Origin of the sequence: Campylobacter concisus, from assembly GCF_002092855.1 — a bacterium.
GTDB classification, from domain to species: Bacteria; Campylobacterota; Campylobacteria; order Campylobacterales; family Campylobacteraceae; genus Campylobacter_A; species Campylobacter_A concisus_AI.
This window is the reverse complement of record NZ_LVLC01000012.1, coordinates 61058-80927: the sequence shown is the minus strand read 5'-3', so window position 1 is coordinate 80927 and position 19870 is coordinate 61058. Positions and strand designations below refer to the sequence as shown.

Sequence of the window (19870 nt, the reverse complement as noted above, 5' to 3'; positions counted from 1 at the left end):
AAGGAAGAATGAAGGAGTATCAAAAAATTGAAGAAACTTTAGTTTTTAGCTTAAAAGATAAAACTAAAGATAAAAATTTGTTATTGGGTGTTAGTGGAGGTATTGATTCTGCTGTAGTAGCGACTTTGTGTGCAAGAGCAAAACCAAATAAAACTCATGCGCTCATCATGCCAACAGCATCATCAAACAGACAAAATATGGACGATGCCTTAAATTTATGCGAAAAACTAAACATAAAATATAAGGTTTTATCCATAGAGGGTATTTTAAATGCCTTTTACGAAACGATAGATGTAAATTTAAGCAATTTAAGAAAAGGGAATTTAGCAGCTAGAGTTAGAATGAGCTTGCTTTATGATTATTCATCTAGTATAAATGCTCTAGTTATCGGAACAAGCAACAAAAGTGAGCTTATGCTTGGATACGGTACGATATTTGGGGATTTAGCATGTGCGATAAATCCTATCGGAGAGCTTTACAAAAGTGAAATTTTTGAATTTGCAAAACATCTTGGGGTTGATAAAAATTTTATTGACAAAGCACCTTCGGCTGATTTGTGGGATGGACAAAGTGACGAAGGCGACATAGGTTACAGTTATGCTGTTATTGATGAGATTTTAGAAAATTTAGAAAATAACAAGGAGCAAGTCATCAAAAAGTTCGGATTAAAAGCAGTATTGGATATAGAAAATAGAGTTGTTTCAAACAGGTTTAAACGACAAATGCCGTTGATAGTGAAAATTTAAAGGATTAAAGATGAGAGAGATTCCGTTTTATAGACCAACTATCACTGAGCGTGAAAGTGAGCTTATTGAAGAGGCTTTGCACTCTGAAAATACTACTAATATCGTTGCTAGATTTGAAGAGAAGTTAAAAGAGTATTTTGGTGCAAAATTTGTAGTTACCACAAATAATATTGCAGCTGCACATCACTTGGCACTAAGTGCACTTGACACTAAACGCGGAGATAAGGTCATTTGCTCCATAAATGCTTTTCCTAGCATTGCACAAGCTGTTAGACATTTTGATGCTGAACCTATTTTTGTGGATGTTGATGAAGAAGATTTTAACATCTGCCCAGACGCCCTTGAGAAAGTGCTAAAAGAGCAAAATCACAAAAAATTAAAATGTGCTTTTATCTCTCATATCGCAGGTCAAAGTGCTAGGATGGATGAGATAACGGCGGTTTGTGAGAAATACGGTGTAAAAATTTTAGATGATGCAAATCGTGGTATGGGACTAACATACAATGGTAAAAAAGTTGGTTCAGACTCCTTTTTGTCATGCTTTCAGACACATTCGCGTGTACAAAATCCTATATCAACGGTTGGATTTTTTACGACAAATGATGAGGAAATTTATAAAAGAGCAAAACTACTTCGCAACTATGCTCTTGTAAATGGCATTGATAAATTTGGTAGCTTGAGTTATATTTATGATGTCGTTGATATTGGCTTAAAGTATGATATAAACTCGATAAATGCAGCATTTTCTATTGCGCAGCTAGAAAGAACAGATAAACTCATACAAAGAAGACAAGAGATCGCAAAAATTTATGATAAAGAGCTTGGTGAGTGCCACAATATAACAATCCCTGTCAAAAAACGCGAGCACATTTATACTCAGTATATTATTAAGATAAATAAAAATCGTGATGGCTTTGCTAGAGAGCTTTTGGAGCACGGCATTCACACATCATTGCACTACATACCGATACATTTACTAAGTTATTACAAAAACAAATATTCACTTAAAGTAAATGATTTTCCAAATGCTTTAAAAAATTATCAGCAAGTATTGTCACTGCCTATTTATCATAGTCTAAGCGATGAAGAGGTGCAATACGTCTGCAACAAAGTAAAAGAAATTTCTAAAACTCGTGTTTAAGAAATTAAATATTTTCTTGCATGCTTGGGCGAATGAATATTTTTTTCGCCCAAATTTCTTTCAAATTTTACTGGCATTTTTACTTTTACCACTAAGCTTTATCTATTTTTTTATTGTAGTTCTTAAGAAATTTACTGCTAGAAAAATAGACTTTGGCATAAAGGTAATAAGCGTGGGAAATTTGACACTTGGAGGAAGTGGTAAGACCCCGCTTTGCGTGGCAATTGCTAAAAATTACGAGGGCGCTTTTATTATTCTTAGAGGTTATAAAAGAAAGAGCAAAGGTATGCAGGTTGTCGCTCGTAACGGCGAAATTTTACTTGACGTAGTAGCGAGTGGCGATGAAGCGATGATATACGCCACAAGCCTTAAAAACGCAAATGTAATAGTAAGCGAAGATAGGAAAGTAGCTATAAAATATGCCAAAGAGCATGGCGCAAAGTATATTTTGCTAGATGACGGATTTTCTAAATTTGACATAGCTAAATTTGATATCTTGGTGCGTCCAAATCCAGAGCCAAGGCTAAAATTTTGCTTACCAAGCGGGGCTTATAGATATCCATTTAGCTTTTATAAATTTGCTGATTTTATCGCTAGTGAAGGACAAACTCATTTTAGAAAGAGTGAAATTTTAAATAAAAGCGAAAAAATGGTTCTAGTAACGGCCATAGCAAACCCAGAGCGCCTCAAGCCATTTTTTGATGAGTGCATAGCTCGCGTCTTTTTCCCTGACCATTATGATTTTTCAAAAGATGAACTAAGTGAAATTTTGCAAAGTTACGGTGCGACCTCGCTTTTGATGACGCAAAAGGACTATGTAAAGGCAAAAGATTTTGGTTTACCAGTATCGCTTATAACGCTTGAAGTTACGCTAAGCGAGGATTTTAAAAAGGTTTTAGGGCGACAAATTTAAGCCCATTTTGTTATAATGAGCCACTTTTTAAAAGGAAAATTTGGATCAAAATGAGAATTTTAATCACCTCAGTCGCAAAGAAAAAAGAGGCAAAAAAACTAAGTAAAAAGCTCGTTAAAAAGGGCTTTGCAGCTTGTGTAAGTAGCTTTAGCGCAAAAAGCATTTATCTTTGGCAAGAAAAGCTTTGCGATGAAAAAGAGCAAATTTTACTCATAAAAACGGACGTGAAATTTAAAAAAGTAGCTAAATTTATAAGAAAGCACCACAGCTACGAAACCCCAGAAATTTTGGCACTTAAGCCAAAAGAGGTCTTTAAAAAATATGAAAATTGGATAAAAAAATCAGCTAAAAAAGGCAAAAAATGAGACTAACACCAACTAGAAGCGTAAAAGATGAAAAGGTAAAAAATGTAAATTTAAGCACAGCTATGCTTAGCCCAAGCTCCGCTCACGGCGGACTTTACGCGCCAAAAAAGCTTCCAAAGATAACAAAATCAAAGTGGCAAGAGCTCTCACAATTAAGCTACGAGAAGCTCGCACTTTATATCATATCACTATTTAAATTTGATGTGTCAGAGGCGTTTTTCAAAAAGGCGGTTAAGAGATACGCGAGTTTTGACGATCCAAAGCACCCAGTCATTTTTAAAAAAATAGATAAAAATTTATACGTAAACGAGCTATATCACGGCCCAACTAGGGCATTTAAGGATATGGCGCTTCAGCCTTTTGGCTCACTTCTTAGCCAGCTAGCAAAGGAAAGAGGCGAAAAATACCTTATCATGTGTGCAACTAGCGGTGATACAGGTCCTGCGACACTTCAAACCTTTGCAAACGACGAAAATATCAAGGTCGTTTGCCTCTATCCAGATGGTGGCACGAGCGAGGTTCAAAAGCTTCAGATGCAGACCATGCAGGGTGAAAATTTAAAGGTTTTTGGCATAAAAGGCGACTTTGACGACGCTCAAAGGGCGCTAAAAACGCTACTTGCAAATGATAAATTTAAATCTGAGCTTAAGAAAAAGCGTCTTAAACTAAGCGCGGCAAACTCGGTAAATTTTGGCAGAATTCTCTTTCAGATCATCTACCACGCCTACGCCTACGCAAATTTACTAAAGCAAAAAGCGCTTAAGGCAAACGAGAGCTTTGATATCATCGTGCCAAGTGGAAATTTTGGCAACGCACTTGGGGCGTATTACGCTAAAAAAATGGGCGCAAAGATCGGTAAGATCAAGATCGCCTCAAACGCAAACAACATCTTGACGCAGTTTTTTACTACCGGCGTTTACGACCTCAGGGACAAAAAGCTAGTTAAGACGATAAGCCCAGCCATGGACATTTTGATCAGCTCAAACGTTGAGCGCTTGCTGTTTGATAAATTCGGTAGCGAGCGAACAAATGAGCTTATGCAAAGCCTAGCTAAAGATAAATCTTATAAACTTAGCAAGCAGGAGCTTGAAGCGCTAAAAGAGGACTTTGAGGCTAGCTGGTGCGACGATAAAGAGTGTGAAAGCTACATCGCAAAGCTCGCAAGGGGCGGCTACGCGATCGATCCGCATACAGCTACTTGCTTTAAAATGGTAGATGCTAGCCGCATAAACGTCATCACATCGACCGCGCACTGGGTGAAATTTACGCCAAGTATGATCAAAGCGTGCCAGATCAAAGATACAAAGGATGAAAAAGACGCGCTCGCAAAAACTACTAAAATTTTAAATGACAGCGTTCCAAGCTCGATAAATTCGCTATTTAGCGCAAAAATTTTACACAAAAATATCATAAAAGAGGATGAGATCGAAAAGTGCGTCCTAGAATGGATCGAGCGATGATAATCATACCAGCCCGCCTTGCCTCAACAAGGTTTAGTAACAAAATTTTAAAAGAGATAAACGGCGTGCCAATGTTCGTGGCAACGGCTCTTAGAGTAAGTGGCGTGGATGATGTGGTGGTTGCTGTGGATGAGCCAAGTGTGTTTGATATCGCCAAGGCCCACGGTATAAAAGCGGTACTAACTAGCAAAGATCATCAAAGTGGTACTGATAGGATAAACGAAGCAGCGCAAATTTTGGGGTTAAATGAGAGTGAGATCATCATAAATGTTCAGGCTGATGAGCCATTTATCGAGCCTGAAAATATCGCTAAATTTAGGGCATTTTGCGAGCAAAACAGAGGAAAAGCCTTTATGTTTTCTTGCTATAAAAAGATGGATGATGAGTTTGCGGATGATAAAAATTTAGTTAAAGCGGTGACTGATTTTGAGGGATATGCACTTTACTTTTCAAGATCAAGAATACCATTTAACAGAAGTGAGTGTAAAAGTTATAAGGCTCACCTTGGCATTTACGGATACAGCGTAAAAAGCTTAAAAGAGTTTTGTGCTCTTATGCCTTCAAGTCTTGAAAATACCGAAAAACTTGAGCAGCTTCGTGCTTTAGAAAATGGTAAAAAGATAGCGATGCTAGAGGTTGAGAGCCAAAGTATCGGCATTGATAGCGAAGAGGACTACCAAAGAGCTCTAGCTAAATTTGGTAAAAAATAAGTCGGTAAATTCTCTTTAAATAACGTCAATATTTAAGGAGAATTTATCTAAATTATTAACCTTTAAAAGTACCAAAAAGTGTTTTTACTCAAACAATATAAAACTAATTTTTCTTGATTTTTATTTTTTTAATTCTGTCTTTAACAACGTAAAATTTTAAAATTGCACTCGAGTAAAAGTCTTTATAGAAACCTAAAAATTTAGGCTCTTTTTTAGTGCAGATAGCTGCAAACACGCTCTCAAGGTCGATCCTCTCTTTTTGTGTCAAATTTTCCATCTATTTTCCTAATAATTTTCTCATCTTATTGATAACAAATAATATTTCATCGTCGTCAAGCTCACAAAGAAGTTTGCAAACTGCAGCGGCAGCTTGTGGCTTTGAGTTTCCAAGTCTCCAGTCCTGGTATGTTCTCATTGGTACACCAAGCTCTTCTGCCATTTTTGCTTGTGAAATTTTCTTACCGATATTTTTCGCCTCAACTGCATTGTGAAGCAAATTAAATATATCACTTGTTTCAATCATTAAAGTATTATACGGATTATTTTATTAAATATACATAAAACAATATATAAATAATAGAAATACGTATAAATAAATTAAAATATATTATAAATTATACTATAAAACATTACAATAGTACGTAAAAACGTATAAAAATATTAGAACGTGGAGGTAATATAAAAGACTTTTAAGTTTGTTTAATTGTTTTTGTAATTTTATTTTCGGAAAGGCTTATGCAATTAATATTAAAGAAGCTTAGTTATATAGACTAAAGATACATAAATAAATTATTTTAACTTAAATACTTGACATTGATAAACTAAAGTTGTATAATCCGCTTAGCAATTAAAAAGAAAGAGTGCTAAAAGTGAGTAAAACAAATAAACGTGATTTGATACTAAATTCTATCATTGAAGCCTATTTGCAGGACAATGCGCCTATTGGTTCAAACGAGCTTGGCTCTCGTATGAGCGCGGCTATTCCAGCTTCTACGATACGCGTTTATTTTAAAAAGCTTTCAGATGAGGGCGAGATCACAAAGCTTCACATTAGTGGCGGTAGGATACCTACAGTTGCAGCGATGAGAAGATATTGGAGTGAAATTTTTACTATAAGTGATATAAATTTGGAGATAAATGATGCCGAAGAACTGAAAAAGTTATGCGATGAATTTGAGCTTTATTGTATGATTTTTGGCACGATCGATAAGGAGTTGCTAGAAATTTTAAATTTAAACGATAGATATATGATCTTAAATTTTGGCGAAGATGAGATCGTTATTAAATTTGATGCTAGGACGTATAAATTTTTAAGTAATCTTACTGGAGTTAGTTTAAACAAACTTGAGCTTATCTGCTCTCAAGTTGGTTTAAGTGAACTAAAAAGTAAAATAAGAGAGCTTAAAAGGACTAAAATTTACTTCCAAGAAAACGAAATTTTAGCCTTTGATATGTTTAAGGATAGACGTTTTAAGATGGTTTTTGACCCAAGTTTTAGCTTACAAATGGATGAGAAACTTACATTTTCTCCTATGTTTGATGAAAATTTTATGGGCCTCAAATTTAGTGCGAACTATCTTGGCAACGAAGCACAGATGATCTGTGCTGGCAGTATTTATACTGATTATGTGAAATTTATAAATCTAATAAAGGAGGCTGCGTGAGCGAAGAGGTAAAAGAGCAAAACCTACCTGAGGTTGAGCCTGTGCAAGAACTAGCTAATGATAGTGTAAATTTGGACGCGCTTGGCGATATTTCAAAGATTGAAAAACTTGAAAAAGAGCTCGGGGAGATAACTGATAAATATTATAGAGCAAATGCTGAGTTTGAAAATATCAAAAAGCGATATGAAAAAGAGAAGACAGACGTTGCAAACTATGCAAATGAGAAATTTGCTAGGGACTTACTACCAGTCATTGATGCTCTTGAGATCGCTGCAAATTTTGATCCAGAAGATGATGAATTTGCTAAAAAGATCAAAGATGGCATTTTGATAACTATAAATCAGTTTAAAAAATGCTTTGAAAAGCATGGTGTAAGCGAGATACCAGCTGATACTGAGTTTGATCCAAGCGTGCATAATGCCGTTTTAAGGGTCGATAGTGAGGAGAAGCAGAGTGGTCAAATCGTACAAGCCTTGCAAAAAGGTTATATGATAAATGGTAGGGTTTTGCGTCCAGCCATGGTCAGTGTAGCAAACTAAATTTATAAAAATAAATCTAATAAAAAGGAAAAATATGTCAAAAGTTATAGGTATAGACTTAGGTACAACAAACTCTTGTGTGAGCGTTTTTGAGCGCGGCGAGAGCAAAGTTATTCCAAACAAAGAGGGCAAAAACACAACTCCATCAGTTGTTGCTTTCACAGACAAAGGTGAAATTCTAGTAGGTGACGTTGCAAAACGTCAAGCAGTTACAAACCCTGAAAAAACGATATATTCTATCAAACGTATCATGGGTTTGATGAGCAATGAAAAAAATGCTGAAGAGGCAAAAAGCCGCTTGCCATATCACGTCGTAGATAGAAACGGCGCTTGCGCGGTTGAGATCGCTGGTAAGATCTATACTCCACAAGAAATTTCAGCAAAAATTCTTATCAAGCTAAAAGAAGATGCTGAAGCATATCTTGGCGAGAAGGTAACAGATGCGGTTATCACAGTACCAGCTTACTTTAACGATAGCCAAAGAAAGGCTACAAAAGAGGCTGGAACGATCGCGGGACTAAACGTACTTCGTATCATCAACGAGCCAACAGCTGCAGCACTTGCTTATGGTCTTGATAAAAAAGAGGCTGAGGAAATTTTAGTTTACGACCTAGGCGGTGGTACATTTGACGTTACAGTACTAGAAACTGGCGATAATATCGTTGAAGTTTTGGCAACTGGCGGTAACGCATTCTTGGGCGGCGATGACTTTGATAACAAGATCATTGACTGGCTAGTAAGCGAGTTTAAAAACGAAAATGGTATCGATCTAAAAGGCGATATCATGGCACTTCAACGCTTAAAAGAAGCTGCTGAAAATGCTAAAAAAGAGCTAAGCTCTGCTCAAGAGACTGAGATAAATTTACCATTTATCACAGCTGATGCGACTGGTCCAAAACACCTTGTTAAAAAGCTAACTCGTGCTAAATTTGAAGGTATGATCGACTCACTTGTGGGCGAGACTATCACTAAGATAAACGAGGTAACAAAAGACGCTGGTTTAAATAAAAGCGACATCAAAGAGGTCGTAATGGTCGGTGGTTCAACTCGTGTGCCACTAGTTCAAGAAGAGGTTAAAAAGGCATTTGGCAAAGAGCTAAATAAGAGCGTAAATCCAGATGAGGTCGTAGCTATCGGTGCTGCTATCCAAGGTGCGGTTATAAAAGGTGACGTAAAAGATGTGCTACTTCTTGACGTAACTCCGCTTAGCCTTGGTATCGAAACACTTGGCGGCGTGATGACTAAGATCATCGAAAAAGGCACAACCATACCAACTAAGAAAAGCCAAGTCTTCTCAACCGCTGAAGATAACCAAAGTGCCGTTACTATCATGGTTTTACAAGGTGAGCGTGAGTTTGCAAGGGATAATAAATCACTTGGAAATTTCAACCTTGAAGGCATACCAGCAGCTCCAAGAGGTGTACCTCAAATCGAAGTTGAATTTGACATCGACGCAAACGGAATTTTAACCGTTTCAGCAAAAGATAAAGCAACTGGTAAGGCTCAAAATATCACCATTTCTGGATCAAGCGGCTTAAGCGAAGAAGAGATAAACAATATGGTAAAAGATGCTGAGCTTCATAAAGAAGAGGATAAAAAACGCAAAGACGCAGTTGAGGCTAGAAATCAAGCCGATGCACTAGTTCATCAAACTGAAAAGAGCATGAGCGAGCTTGGCGAGAAGGTCCCAGCTGAGGATAGAAGCAATATCGAAGCTGCGTTAAATGATCTAAAAGAGGTCTTAAAAGATGAAAATTCCTCAAAAGAGCAAATCGATGCAAAAGTAGAAGCTCTAAGCAAAGCTAGCCACAAACTAGCAGAAGCTATGTATAAAAAAGATGAAAACGCTGGAGCAAACGGCGGAAATAATAAAAAAGACGACGACGTTATAGACGCTGAAGTCGAGTAAAACTCCTAGAGCAGGGCACTTGCCTTGCTCTTTTGTAAATTTATCTTCATAAATTCTTAAGATTGATTCAAAATAAGCAGTTTAAATAGTTAAAATTTATATAATGCCAAGCAAAAAGGCGAAAAATGTATTTATTTTTTTTGATTACTCATTTAATTTGTGCCATTGTATTTATAGGATACGTATTCTTCGATGTTTGCATATATCCATTTGCTAAAAAAACGGTTGATGCTAAAACCCTTGAAATAGTTAAAAAAGCCTATACAAAAGGTAGTGCAAAGGTTTTTGGCACAGCATTTTTATTGCTTTTAATAAGTGGCGCTTATATGGCAAAAGACTATTTTGGAGGCGAGCTTGGCTGGTGGCAAAGCAACTTTCAAAAGCTACTGCTTGTAAAAATTTTTGTTTTACTCATAATGTGCCTTGTAACTTTTATCTCTGTTTTTAATGTAGTTATTTTAAAAAAGCCTGATCCATTTGGTAAATTTTCACATTTAATAGCTCTAGTGCTTTGCCTAATAATGGTCATTTTAGCAAAAGTAATGTGGTGGGCTTAAAGTTTAGCTAGCAAATTTAAGTAAATCGCCAGCTAGAAGTTAAAAATTCTCTAATCGATACTCTTTAACTTGTCTTTATTTAGCCCTTCTTCTATGCGTTTTATCTCTTCACTTCCGTCTCTTACGACGTTTTTGTCAAATTCCAAGTAGTCATTTATCTTTTTTGGATATTCAACGTGACTTAGGATAAATTTAAAGACATTTAGCCTAGCTTCTTTTTTGTTATCGCTTGAGACGATGACCCATGGTGAAATGCTATTGTGAGAGGCAAGAAGCATAGAATATTTAGCGATAGAGTATTGATCCCAAAGTTCTTGCGCTTTTTGATCAACGGGTGAAATTTTAAACTGCTTTAGCGGATCATTTTGTCTCTCTTTGAAGCGTTTTTTCTGCTCATCTTTTGTGATTGAAAGATAAATTTTAAAGAAAATTATGCCGGAGTTTATGATCATCTCTTCAAATTTTGGCACTTCACGTAAAAATTCTTTATGCTCTTCTTGCGTGCAAAAGCCCATCACTGGCTCAACGCCAGCTCTATTGTACCAACTTCTATCAAAGATCACGATCTCTCCAGCACTTGGTAGATGAGTCACATATCTTTGAAAATACCACTGTGTTTTTTCGACATCACTTGGCTTAGCAAGCGCTACTATACGGCAACCTCTTGGATTTAGATGCTCGGTTAAGCGTTTTATCGTTCCGCCTTTACCGGCTGCGTCGCGCCCTTCCATTAGCATAAGTACTCTAAGGCCTTTTTCTTTTACGTAATTTTGAAATTTTAAAAGTTCAATTTGAAGTAGTCTAAGCTCTTCCTCATAGCCAAGTTTCTCGCTTTTTTGGTGTTTTTTGTCTTTTGACATCTTTGCTCCTTTAAAATTTCACATATTTTCACGATTTTACAATAAAATAGAATAAATTTAGGAATTTAGACTAAAATCATCTTTTTTTAATTTAGCAAGGATTAGTATGTTTTTAAAATTTCTTTTTTCGCTTATTTTATTTGTAGGCTCGCTTTTTGCCGAGGTTTTAGATGTTAGCAAAGCCTTTGTTTTAACTCCAAGTGTAGATAGTCAAAATGTTGAAGTAAAGTTTAACTTTGGTGAAAATATCTATCTTTATAAAGAGAGTTTTGAGATTAAACTAGCTGGCAAAAAGATAAATGAGCTATTAAATTTGCCAAGTAGTGAAAATACGGGAGAATATGAAATTTATCCAAAAGATTTTTCAATTTTTATCCCATTAAATTTGGTAAAAGAAAATCTTTCAAATGGCAAAGCAATACTTGGCATTAACTATCAAGGCTGTGCTAAAAACGGCATTTGCTACCGTCCACAAAGCAAAATTTATGAGATAACTGACCAAGCTGGAAAATTTAGTATCGCTACTTTTAAAAAAGAGCAAAAAAACGATACCGACATTCTTGCTGAAGAATTTTCTAGCGAGCAAGATATTGCAAATGGGCTTGGAGATAAAAATTTCTTTATCTCGCTTCTTACTTTTTTTGGTTATGGTCTCTTGCTTTCACTAACACCTTGCGTCTTTCCGATGATACCGATACTTTCAAGCATAATTGTCTCAAAAGGTGCTAATTTAAATGCAAAAAAAGGCTTTTTATTATCATTCATTTATGTTGTCGCGATGAGTTTAGCTTATGCATTAGCTGGAGTGGCAGCTAGCCTACTTGGCTTTGGCATCGCAGGCGCTTTGCAAAACATCTATGTACTTGGCACTTTTGCGGCCATTTTTGTCATTTTAAGCTTTAGCATGTTTGGATTTTATGATATAAAATTGCCAGCAAAATTTGAAAATTTGATAAGTAAAAAATCGCAAAATAGCTCAGGCTATGTTGGAATTTTTATTATGGGTTTTGCCTCAGCTCTCATCGTATCACCTTGCGTAGCAGCACCACTAGCGGGCGCGCTTCTTTATATCGCTCAAAGTGGAAATATCTTTTATGGTGGCATTATGCTTTTTGTCATGGGGCTTGGCATGGGAGTGCCACTGCTTATTATTGGGCTAAGCTCTGGAAAGCTCTTGCCAAAACCTGGTAGTTGGATGGATGAAGTGAAAAAATTCTTTGGTTTTTTGATGCTCATCATGGCGATTTGGATCCTTGCACGTGTGCTCGGAGAATTTTTTGAGCTATTAGGATATGGCATTATAGGCGTTTTTATGGCAGTTTATTTTGGGGCATTTGAAGTAGCAGAGCAAAGCTGGACTAAGTTTAAAAAAGCGTTTTTTATCCTAGTTTTTATATATTCAGTTATGCTAATAGTTGGTTCGTTTTTGGGCTCAAAGGAGGCTTTTTCTCCGCTTTCTGGACTAAATTTGGCAAAAAGTGATAGTGCGTTAAAATTTAATTCCGTTAAAAATTTAGATGAACTAAATGAGATAATAAAAAACTCAACCAAACCCGTTTTAGTAGATTTTTATGCTGATTGGTGTGTAAGCTGCAAAGAGATAGAAAAGATCACTTTTAAAGATATTGACGTTATGAATGCTTTGACAAATTTTGCACTTATTCGTATCGATGTAACAAATGGCGGACCACAAAATGATGAAATGCTAAGAAATTTTGGGCTTATTGATCCGCCTGCACTCTTGTTATTTAATGGTGGCGATGAGCTAAAATTTCTTAGAACTATCGGCTTTATAGATGCTAAAAATTTTCTAGCAAAGCTTGAGAAGATTAAATAATCTTGTCCTTACTGTTACAAAGATCATTTAAGATACACTCATGGCAAAGCGGTTTTTTGGCTTTACAGGTGTAACGTCCAAAGAGCACCATGGCTTGATGAAGCTTGCCAAGATCTGTTTTAAAGGCATGGCTAAGATCAGCTTCAGTGGCTTCTGGTGTCTTTGCTTGGCTAAGATCAAGTCTGTGTGCCACTCTAAAAACGTGTGTATCAACAGCCATAACATTTGCATTTGTAGCTTCTAAAAGCACGACATGAGCGGTCTTTTGTCCAACTCCAGCAAGGCCTTTTAGCTTCTCTTCATCAAGTGGAATTTCTCCATTATAAAGCTCAACCACACTGTTTGCCATTTTGATTAAATTTACTGCTTTGTTATTAAAAAAGCTGCATGAATTTATCATTAGTTTTAGACTCGCTAAATTTGCACTAGCTAGTTCATAGACGTCTTTATACGCTTCAAATAAGGCTGGAGTTATTAAATTTACTCTTTTGTCTGTGCACTGGGCTGAGAGCATGACGCAGACAAGAAGTTCATATAAATTTCTAAATTTAAGCTCGCTTTTGGCGTCTTTAAACTCTTCTAAAAGTCTTCTTTTTATTTCTAAAATATCTTTTTTTGTTCTCATTTTCGTATTTTACCTTATTTTCTTAAGTTAAATGAAAAGTTATCGCTTTATTTGATATAATCTTGCCCATAAAATCAATTTTTTAAAGGATTTATATGAAAAAATTTTTGTTTCCAGCAGTTTTAAGTTTAGCGGCAGCTGTTACTCTAAATGCAGCAGTAGTTGCAACAGTTGATGGTGATGCTATAAGTGATAGCGATATTTCAAGCCTTTTATCGGCAGCTATGCCAGGATTTGACGCTAGCAAGCTTCAACCAAATGAGAAAAAACGTATTATCGACGATCTAATAAATAGAAAACTTCTTTTAAAAGATGCTAAGTCAAGCGGTATCGAAAAAGATGTAGAGTACATCAAAGCTGTAAAAGCAGCGCAAGAAGGGATTGCAGTTGAGCTTTATATGAGAAAACTATTTGATAGCTTAAAAGTAAGTGAAAATGAACTAAAAGATTTTTACAATAAAAACAAAGCAAGTATGAACGAGCCAGCTCAAGCAAAAGCAAGGCATATCCTAGTTGAAGATGAGAAAACAGCAAACGACATCATCGCTCAACTTAAAAATTTAAAAGGTGAGGCATTAACAAAGAAATTTGCAGAGCTAGCAAGCCAAAAATCAATCGACAAAGGTTCAGCTGCACATGGTGGTGCACTTGGCTGGTTTGGTCAAAGCCAAATGGTAAAACCTTTTGCAGACGCAGCATTTTCAATGGCTAATGGCACAGTTTCAACTAAACCAGTTAAAACTCAGTTTGGATACCATGTTATCTTAAAAGAAGATGGCAAAGCTGCTGGCACTGTAAGCTTTGAGCAGGCAAAACCAGAGATCGAGCAAGCTGTAAAAATGGAGAAATTCCAAGCTGCTGTTAGACAAAAAAGTGAAGCTCTACGCCAAAAAGCAAAGATAGAATATAAGTAAAATTTGGAGGATAAAATGGGCGTTTTAGATATCGTAAAACCTGGTGTTTTAAGCGGAGATGATGTAACAAAACTTTATGCTTATGCCAAAGAGCAAGGTTTTGCAATACCTGCTGTAAATGTCGTAGGCAGCGACTCAGTAAATGCTGTTTTAGAAGCAGCAAAGGTTGCTAACTCGCCTGTTATCGTTCAGTTTAGTAATGGCGGTGCAGGTTTTTACGCTGGTAAAGTCTGCGAAAACGCAGCCGTTCTTGGTGCGATCGCTGGAGCAAAGCATGTTCATCTGCTTGCCAAGGCTTATGGCGTGCCAGTCATCTTACACACAGACCATGCCGCTAGAAAGCTTTTACCTTGGATAGATGAGTTAGTAAAAGCAAGTCATGAATATAAAAAAACTCACGGCGTGCCGCTTTTTAGCTCTCACATGCTTGATCTTAGCGAAGAGAATATCAACGAAAATTTAAGCACGTGCGAGAAGTATCTAAAAGAGCTTAGCGAGCTTGGCATTAGCCTAGAGATCGAGCTAGGCGTAACCGGCGGCGAAGAAGATGGCGTGGATAATACAAGCGTTGATAACGCGCTTCTTTACACTCAGCCAGAAGATGTCGCGCTTGCTTATGAAAGACTAAGTAAGATAAGCGATAAATTTAGCATCGCAGCTAGTTTTGGCAACGTTCACGGCGTTTATAAACCGGGCAATGTCGTGCTAAGACCAGAAATTCTTAAAAACTCACAAGCCTATGTGGCAAAGAAATTTAATACAAAAAGCGACAAGCCAGTAAATTTTGTATTTCACGGCGGTAGCGGCAGTGAACTAAAAGATATCAAAAATGCTGTGAGCTACGGTGTTATCAAGATGAACATTGACACTGATACGCAGTGGGCTTTCTGGGACGGCGTACGCGAGTATGAGGCTAAAAATAGAGCATACTTGCAAGGGCAGATCGGCAATCCAGAGGGCGATGATAAGCCAAATAAAAAATACTACGACCCAAGGAAATGGCTAAGAAGTGGCGAGGAGAGCATGGTTAAGCGTCTTCAGACTGCTTTTAGCGACTTAAACTGCCTAAATAGGAACTAATCCTATGCAAAATCAAAATGATTTTAGTGAGCTAAGCGTGCCAAAGGAGCACCAAGCTCACTCTTTCTTTGTCTTTTTTAAAGTTATCTTTATCCCTTTAGCTATCTACATCTTGGCAATACTAGCGTATCTTGGCGTTATAAATTTTCAGATGAAGCTTCACACCATAGTGATGATGGGCGTTATACTTTTTGTGGCATTTATATTTTCACGTCACAGCGCCTTGGTAGCTTACTCAAATTTCTTAGCAAATGCCAAAGACTACAAGATAAGGCTAAAAGAATTTATCATCGCTCACCTCTTTGAAATTTCAAATGTCAAAAAGGCAAATGCTAAATTTGAAGATTTTTTCGAGAGCTATACAAGAAATTTTAGAAATGACAACCTAGCAAACATCGGCCAAGCAGTCTTTCCTATGCTTGGAATTTTGGGCACATTTATCAGTATTGCTATCTCTATGCCAAGCTTTAGCTCAAGCACTGCAAACGGACTTGAAAAAGAGATCGCTATACTGCTAAATGGCGTAGCTACGGCGTTTTATGTATCGATCTATGGTATTTTTTTAGCACTTTGGTGGATGTTTTTTGAAAAGATCGGCGTTAGTAAATTTGAGAAATTTTACAGCGAGCAAAAAGAGTTAAGTCGTGAGTTTTTCTGGCAGGAAAATGAACTAAATGCAAATTTCATGAAAGCAAGTGTTAGCTACTTTAAAGATAGCCACGACGCCTTTAAAATGGTACTTGACGATAAATTTGTAAAAGAGCTAAGCGAACTGACAAATGAGAAATTTAACAGTCTAAAAGAGCTTTGTGAGGTTGAGAAAAATATCATCAATCAAAGCAAGGCAGAGCTTAGTGCAAGTCTAAAAATGCTAAATGAAGCTAGCCTAAAACAAGATGAATTTGTAAAAATCCACTCTGATATGCTAAAGGCAGTAAGCGCATTTTCTAATGCCTTTAAAGATATGGAGGTTAAAATTTTAACCGAGCATGCAAAACTTGGCGAAATTTTTAGTAGAAATTTAAACGCTACAAAAGAGAGCCAGCTAAAATTTGAGCAGACTATAAAGAGCTTTGATGCCATTTTAAAAGAATTTTCTCTATCTTTGATGAAAGAGCAAAACGAGGCATTAAAGGAATTTAGAGCCTCGCTCGTGGAGAGTGCGACGATATTTAAGGCAGCGTATGAGCAAGAAGGCAGGAGCTTGGAGCGTGAAAAAGAGCGTGAGAGCCTCATTGCTGAGCTTAAGAAGAACATAGACGAGATCGATAAAGAAGCAAATTCTGTAATAGAAAAAATCGAAAATCTGGTGCAATGAAAATAAACAAAAATAATGAAGATCAATCGAGCTTTTGGGTTTCGTACGCGGACTTGATGGCGGGTCTGCTCTTTGTTTTTATGCTGCTAATCGGCGCTGTCGTCGTAAAATACGTCCTAACTCAAAACACACTTGAAAATAAAGAGCAAGCTATCATCACAGCTTTAGCAAATTTAAAAGACGCCCAGGGCAGAAATTTTACACTCGAAGAGCTAAATGACGCCCTAAAAAGCGAGCTTTCAAAGATAAGCGACGAAAACATAAATTTGAAAAAATCAAATGAAATTTTTGTTATCCAAATAGACGCTCTAAAAGAAAAACTAGCCCAGCTCATAGAGGAAAACAAGGACGCAAACGCGAGCATAAAGGAGCTAAATGCTAGTATTTTTGATCTAAATCAAAAGATGATCGTGCTAAATGATGAAATTTCATCAAAAGATAGAGCACTTAGTGACGCAAACGAAAGCAGCGAGAAAAATTTGGCCAAGATCGCCTTTTTGCTCGAGCAAGTAAGCCAAAGAGAGGCTAGATATGACGAGCTTTTAAGGGATCTAAACGTCACTCGTGACAGAGTGAAAAATTTAACCGGTATCAGAGTAAAAGTGATCTCAGCCTTAAAAGATAGACTAGGCTCAAGCATTGAGATCGATCCAAACTCAGGCGCGCTAAAGCTTAGTTCTTCGGTGCTTTTTGATAAAGGAAGTGCGGTCTTAAAAGAGGAGGTCAAAGAGGAGCTAAAGGCTACACTTGGTAAGTATTTTGACGTGCTTTTAAATGATAAAGATATTGCATCAAATATTGATCAAATTATAATTGAAGGCTTTACAGATAGTGACGGAAGCTACATTTATAACTTAGAGCTTTCGCAAAAAAGAGCTTACGCGGTGATGGAGTTTATAAGCTCATTTAGCGATGACGTTCGCCTTAGAAAGTTGCTTGTCGCAAGTGGTCGAAGCTACAACGAGCTAGTTTTTAAGGACGGAGCCGAAGATAAGGACGCTTCAAGGCGCATCGAGATCAAATTTTCACTCTCAAACAAAGAGGCCATCAACGAGATAGAGAAATTTTTGGAGTTTAAGGGTGATTGAGCGGGTTGTTCTTAAGGGGCGAGAGTTTTGGCTTTTGAGGGATGATCTGCTAGGCGAGTTTAACGGTAACAAAGCAAGAAAGTTAGAGTATTTTCTAAAGGCTGATCTAAGCGGCATCCAGGCCATCGTATCTCACGGCTCAAGTCAGTCAAATGCTATGTATAGCCTAAGTCTTTTTGCTAAGCTAAAAGGGCTTAAATTTTACTATGTCGTCTCTCATCTTAGTTCAAATTTAGAGCAAAATCCAGTCGGAAATTTCAAATTTGCACTTGAAAATGGCATGGAAATTTTTATAAAAGATGAGCGTGAGAAATTTGCTAAAGAGCTAGCAAAGAGCAAAAATGCACTTTTTATAAACGAGGGCGTGGCTCAGAGTGAGGCTGAGCTTGGCTTTATCACGCAGGCAAATGAGATAAATGAGTGGAGCAAAAAAAGTGGCATAAAGCCTGATATTTTTTTGCCTTCTGGTACAGGCACTAGTGCTTGCTACCTGGCAAAGCACACTGATCTTATGGTTTTTACAACTCCTTGCGTGGGGGACAGCGACTATCTAAAAAAGCAAATTTATGAGCTAGACAAAAATAGTAAAGTGCAAATTTTAAATCCGCCAAAGAAGTATCATTTTGGAAATTTATACCCAGAGCTTTATGAAATTTGGATAGAGGTTTGCAAAAGCGGCGTGGAATTTGACCTAGTGTATGACCCTGTTGGCTTTATCACGCTTTTTGCAAATTTAGACAAATTTGGGAGCGAAATTTTATATATCCACCAGGGCGGAATTTTAGGTAACATTACACAAAGACAAAGATACGAGAGAAAATTAAAATTAAAGGAGCATAAATGAAATTTTTTCATAGTAGTGACGCTGATTTTGAGAGTAAATTTTTACAGCTTGTTAAACGAAGTGATAATGACATGAGTGCTGTAATGCCGGTGGTTGCTGGAATAATAGATGAGATAAGAAAAGATGGCGATAGTGCACTTTTTGCGCAGATAGCTAAATTTGATAAATTTAGCGTTACAAGTAAAAACGACATAATAATCGACGTAAAAGAGATGGAGGCTGCCTATAATTCGCTAGATAATGCTTTGAGAGTAGCTTTAAAATTAGCTCACGATAGGATAAAAAGCTATCATGAGCGTACAAAGCCAAGTGACTGGACCTACAAAGATGAGCACGACATATTACTTGGGGCAAAATACACGGCGGTTGACCGTGCCGGCCTTTACATCCCTGGCGGTAAGGCAGCATATCCTAGTTCACTTCTTATGAACGCTATACCAGCGATCGTAGCTGGCGTAAAAGAGATCGTTGTCTGTACACCAGCACCAAATGGCAAGGTAAATCCTCTGCTTCTTGCGGCTATGCATCTTTGTGGCATAAAAACAGCCTTTAAAGTAGGAGGCGCAAGTGCGATCGCAGCGATGGCGTACGGCACAGCGACCGTGCCAAAGGTCGATGTCATCACAGGACCTGGTAATATCTACGTGGCGGCTGCTAAAAAGTTAGTTTATGGCGACGTAAATATCGATATGATCGCTGGTCCAAGTGAGATAGGCGTGATCGCTGATGATAGCGCTGATCCTCGTCATATAGCTATTGATATGCTTTCTCAAGCCGAGCACGACGAGATAGCAAGTGCCTTTTTGATAACACCGGTAGAGGCTTTTGCAAGAGCGGTGCAAAGACACATCGAAGATGAGCTAAAGACACTAAAACGTGAAGCGATTGCAGGTGCAAGCATAAGAAATAAAGCCGCAATAATAGTAGCAAAAGATCTAAAAGAGTGTTTTGCTCTCATGAATGGGCTTGCTGTTGAGCACCTAGAGATCGCTACAAATGATGCTTTAAGCTATATGGATGAGGTGACTCATGCAGGCGCTATATTTTTTGGGCACTTTACACCTGAAGCGATGGGAGATTATATCGCTGGACCAAATCATACATTGCCAACGGGCGGAAGCGCGAGATTTTACTCACCGCTTGGAGTTGAAAATTTCATGAAGCGAAGCTCTATCATTTCAGTGAGTAGAAAAGGTATCATGCATCTTGGCAAATCATGTATGCAGCTAGCTGAAGCTGAAGGACTAACTGCTCATAAAAAATCAGTTGCAGTAAGACTAGAAGAGTAAAGAAAAAATAG

21 protein-coding genes are annotated in these 19870 nt (G+C 37.3%); 17 read left to right on the top strand and 4 right to left on the bottom strand.

What is annotated here, in order from left to right:
• The first annotated feature begins 8 nt into the window (after nucleotides 1-8).
• The 6 genes from A3223_RS04710 to kdsB are packed head-to-tail and all read left to right on the top strand — an operon-like array spanning nucleotide 9 to nucleotide 5335.
• Nucleotides 9-746, top strand: a complete 738-nt coding sequence (locus A3223_RS04710) for an NAD+ synthase (protein WP_084109355.1) — start codon at nucleotides 9-11, stop codon at nucleotides 744-746.
• A 10-nt stretch (nucleotides 747-756) separates the two neighbouring features.
• On the top strand, nucleotides 757-1887 hold the full coding sequence (locus tag A3223_RS04705) for a DegT/DnrJ/EryC1/StrS family aminotransferase (protein ID WP_084109354.1): 1131 nt from the start codon (nucleotides 757-759) through the stop codon (nucleotides 1885-1887).
• Nucleotides 1880-2800 carry a tetraacyldisaccharide 4'-kinase gene (locus A3223_RS04700; protein WP_084109353.1) on the top strand — a complete coding sequence of 307 codons (921 nt, stop codon included), beginning with the start codon at nucleotides 1880-1882 and terminating at the stop codon, nucleotides 2798-2800. The genes A3223_RS04705 and A3223_RS04700 overlap by 8 nt, the downstream gene beginning before the upstream one ends.
• A gap of 50 nt (nucleotides 2801-2850) precedes the next feature.
• The gene (cutA, locus tag A3223_RS10000) at nucleotides 2851-3165 is read left to right on the top strand and encodes a divalent-cation tolerance protein CutA (protein ID WP_084109352.1); all 315 of its coding nucleotides are present in this window, start codon (nucleotides 2851-2853) and stop codon (nucleotides 3163-3165) included.
• On the top strand, nucleotides 3162-4625 hold the full coding sequence (gene thrC, locus A3223_RS04690; protein ID WP_084109351.1) for a threonine synthase: 1464 nt from the start codon (nucleotides 3162-3164) through the stop codon (nucleotides 4623-4625). Before cutA ends, thrC begins: the two co-directional genes overlap by 4 nt.
• Entirely contained in the window at nucleotides 4622-5335 is a 714-nt protein-coding gene (gene kdsB / locus A3223_RS04685; protein ID WP_084109350.1) for a 3-deoxy-manno-octulosonate cytidylyltransferase, read from the top strand. The genes thrC and kdsB overlap by 4 nt, the downstream gene beginning before the upstream one ends.
• Before the next feature lie 103 nt (nucleotides 5336-5438).
• Here kdsB and A3223_RS09600 read toward each other — a convergent pair whose 3' ends face one another.
• Complete coding sequence (locus tag A3223_RS09600) at nucleotides 5439-5612, bottom strand: hypothetical protein (RefSeq protein ID WP_021091517.1); 174 nt, start codon at nucleotides 5610-5612, stop codon at nucleotides 5439-5441.
• Nucleotides 5613-5858 (bottom strand): DNA-binding protein, encoded by a 246-nt coding sequence (locus A3223_RS04680; protein WP_072594609.1) that lies wholly within the window; start codon nucleotides 5856-5858, stop codon nucleotides 5613-5615.
• Nucleotides 5859-6204: 346 nt separating this feature from the next.
• Here A3223_RS04680 and A3223_RS04675 point away from each other — a divergent pair, with 346 nt between their 5' ends.
• The 4 genes from A3223_RS04675 to A3223_RS04660 all read left to right on the top strand — a co-directional run bounded on the left by A3223_RS04675 (nucleotide 6205) and on the right by A3223_RS04660 (nucleotide 10004).
• Nucleotides 6205-6999 carry an HrcA family transcriptional regulator gene (locus A3223_RS04675; RefSeq protein WP_084109654.1) on the top strand — a complete coding sequence of 265 codons (795 nt, stop codon included), beginning with the start codon at nucleotides 6205-6207 and terminating at the stop codon, nucleotides 6997-6999.
• A complete protein-coding gene (gene grpE, locus A3223_RS04670; RefSeq protein ID WP_084109349.1) occupies nucleotides 6996-7538 on the top strand; it encodes a nucleotide exchange factor GrpE in 543 nt (180 codons plus the stop codon). Before A3223_RS04675 ends, grpE begins: the two co-directional genes overlap by 4 nt.
• Nucleotides 7539-7572: 34 nt before the next feature.
• Entirely contained in the window at nucleotides 7573-9447 is a 1875-nt protein-coding gene (dnaK, locus tag A3223_RS04665; protein WP_084109348.1) for a molecular chaperone DnaK, read from the top strand.
• A gap of 125 nt (nucleotides 9448-9572) precedes the next feature.
• Nucleotides 9573-10004, top strand: coding sequence for a trehalose-6-phosphate synthase (locus A3223_RS04660; protein WP_084042085.1), 432 nt, complete (start codon nucleotides 9573-9575; stop codon nucleotides 10002-10004).
• Between the two features lie 50 nt (nucleotides 10005-10054).
• On the opposite strand, the gene ppk2 is transcribed toward A3223_RS04660, so the two are convergent.
• The gene (ppk2, locus tag A3223_RS04655; RefSeq protein WP_021091543.1) at nucleotides 10055-10864 is read right to left on the bottom strand and encodes a polyphosphate kinase 2; all 810 of its coding nucleotides are present in this window, start codon (nucleotides 10862-10864) and stop codon (nucleotides 10055-10057) included.
• A gap of 106 nt (nucleotides 10865-10970) precedes the next feature.
• On the opposite strand from ppk2, the gene dsbD reads away from it, so the two are divergent.
• The gene (dsbD, locus tag A3223_RS04650) at nucleotides 10971-12701 is read left to right on the top strand and encodes a protein-disulfide reductase DsbD (RefSeq protein WP_084109347.1); all 1731 of its coding nucleotides are present in this window, start codon (nucleotides 10971-10973) and stop codon (nucleotides 12699-12701) included.
• On the opposite strand, the gene nth is transcribed toward dsbD, so the two are convergent.
• Nucleotides 12694-13326 (bottom strand): endonuclease III, encoded by a 633-nt coding sequence (gene nth / locus A3223_RS04645; protein ID WP_084109346.1) that lies wholly within the window; start codon nucleotides 13324-13326, stop codon nucleotides 12694-12696. The genes dsbD and nth overlap by 8 nt on opposite strands.
• Nucleotides 13327-13421: 95 nt before the next feature.
• Between nth and A3223_RS04640 the strand changes: the two genes are divergently transcribed.
• Genes A3223_RS04640 through hisD form a run of 6 tightly spaced genes read left to right on the top strand, consistent with a single transcriptional unit; the run spans nucleotide 13422 to nucleotide 19859 of the window.
• On the top strand, nucleotides 13422-14240 hold the full coding sequence (locus A3223_RS04640; protein ID WP_084109345.1) for a peptidylprolyl isomerase: 819 nt from the start codon (nucleotides 13422-13424) through the stop codon (nucleotides 14238-14240).
• A 15-nt stretch (nucleotides 14241-14255) separates the two neighbouring features.
• A complete protein-coding gene (gene fbaA, locus A3223_RS04635; protein WP_084109344.1) occupies nucleotides 14256-15320 on the top strand; it encodes a class II fructose-bisphosphate aldolase in 1065 nt (354 codons plus the stop codon).
• 4 nt (nucleotides 15321-15324) lie between these two features.
• Complete coding sequence (locus A3223_RS04630) at nucleotides 15325-16638, top strand: MotA/TolQ/ExbB proton channel family protein (RefSeq protein ID WP_084109343.1); 1314 nt, start codon at nucleotides 15325-15327, stop codon at nucleotides 16636-16638.
• Nucleotides 16635-17726 (top strand): OmpA family protein, encoded by a 1092-nt coding sequence (locus A3223_RS04625; protein WP_084109342.1) that lies wholly within the window; start codon nucleotides 16635-16637, stop codon nucleotides 17724-17726. Before A3223_RS04630 ends, A3223_RS04625 begins: the two co-directional genes overlap by 4 nt.
• On the top strand, nucleotides 17719-18570 hold the full coding sequence (locus A3223_RS04620) for a pyridoxal-phosphate dependent enzyme (RefSeq protein ID WP_084109341.1): 852 nt from the start codon (nucleotides 17719-17721) through the stop codon (nucleotides 18568-18570). Before A3223_RS04625 ends, A3223_RS04620 begins: the two co-directional genes overlap by 8 nt.
• Nucleotides 18567-19859, top strand: coding sequence for a histidinol dehydrogenase (hisD, locus tag A3223_RS04615; RefSeq protein WP_084109340.1), 1293 nt, complete (start codon nucleotides 18567-18569; stop codon nucleotides 19857-19859). The genes A3223_RS04620 and hisD overlap by 4 nt, the downstream gene beginning before the upstream one ends.
• Nucleotides 19860-19870: the final 11 nt, after the last annotated feature.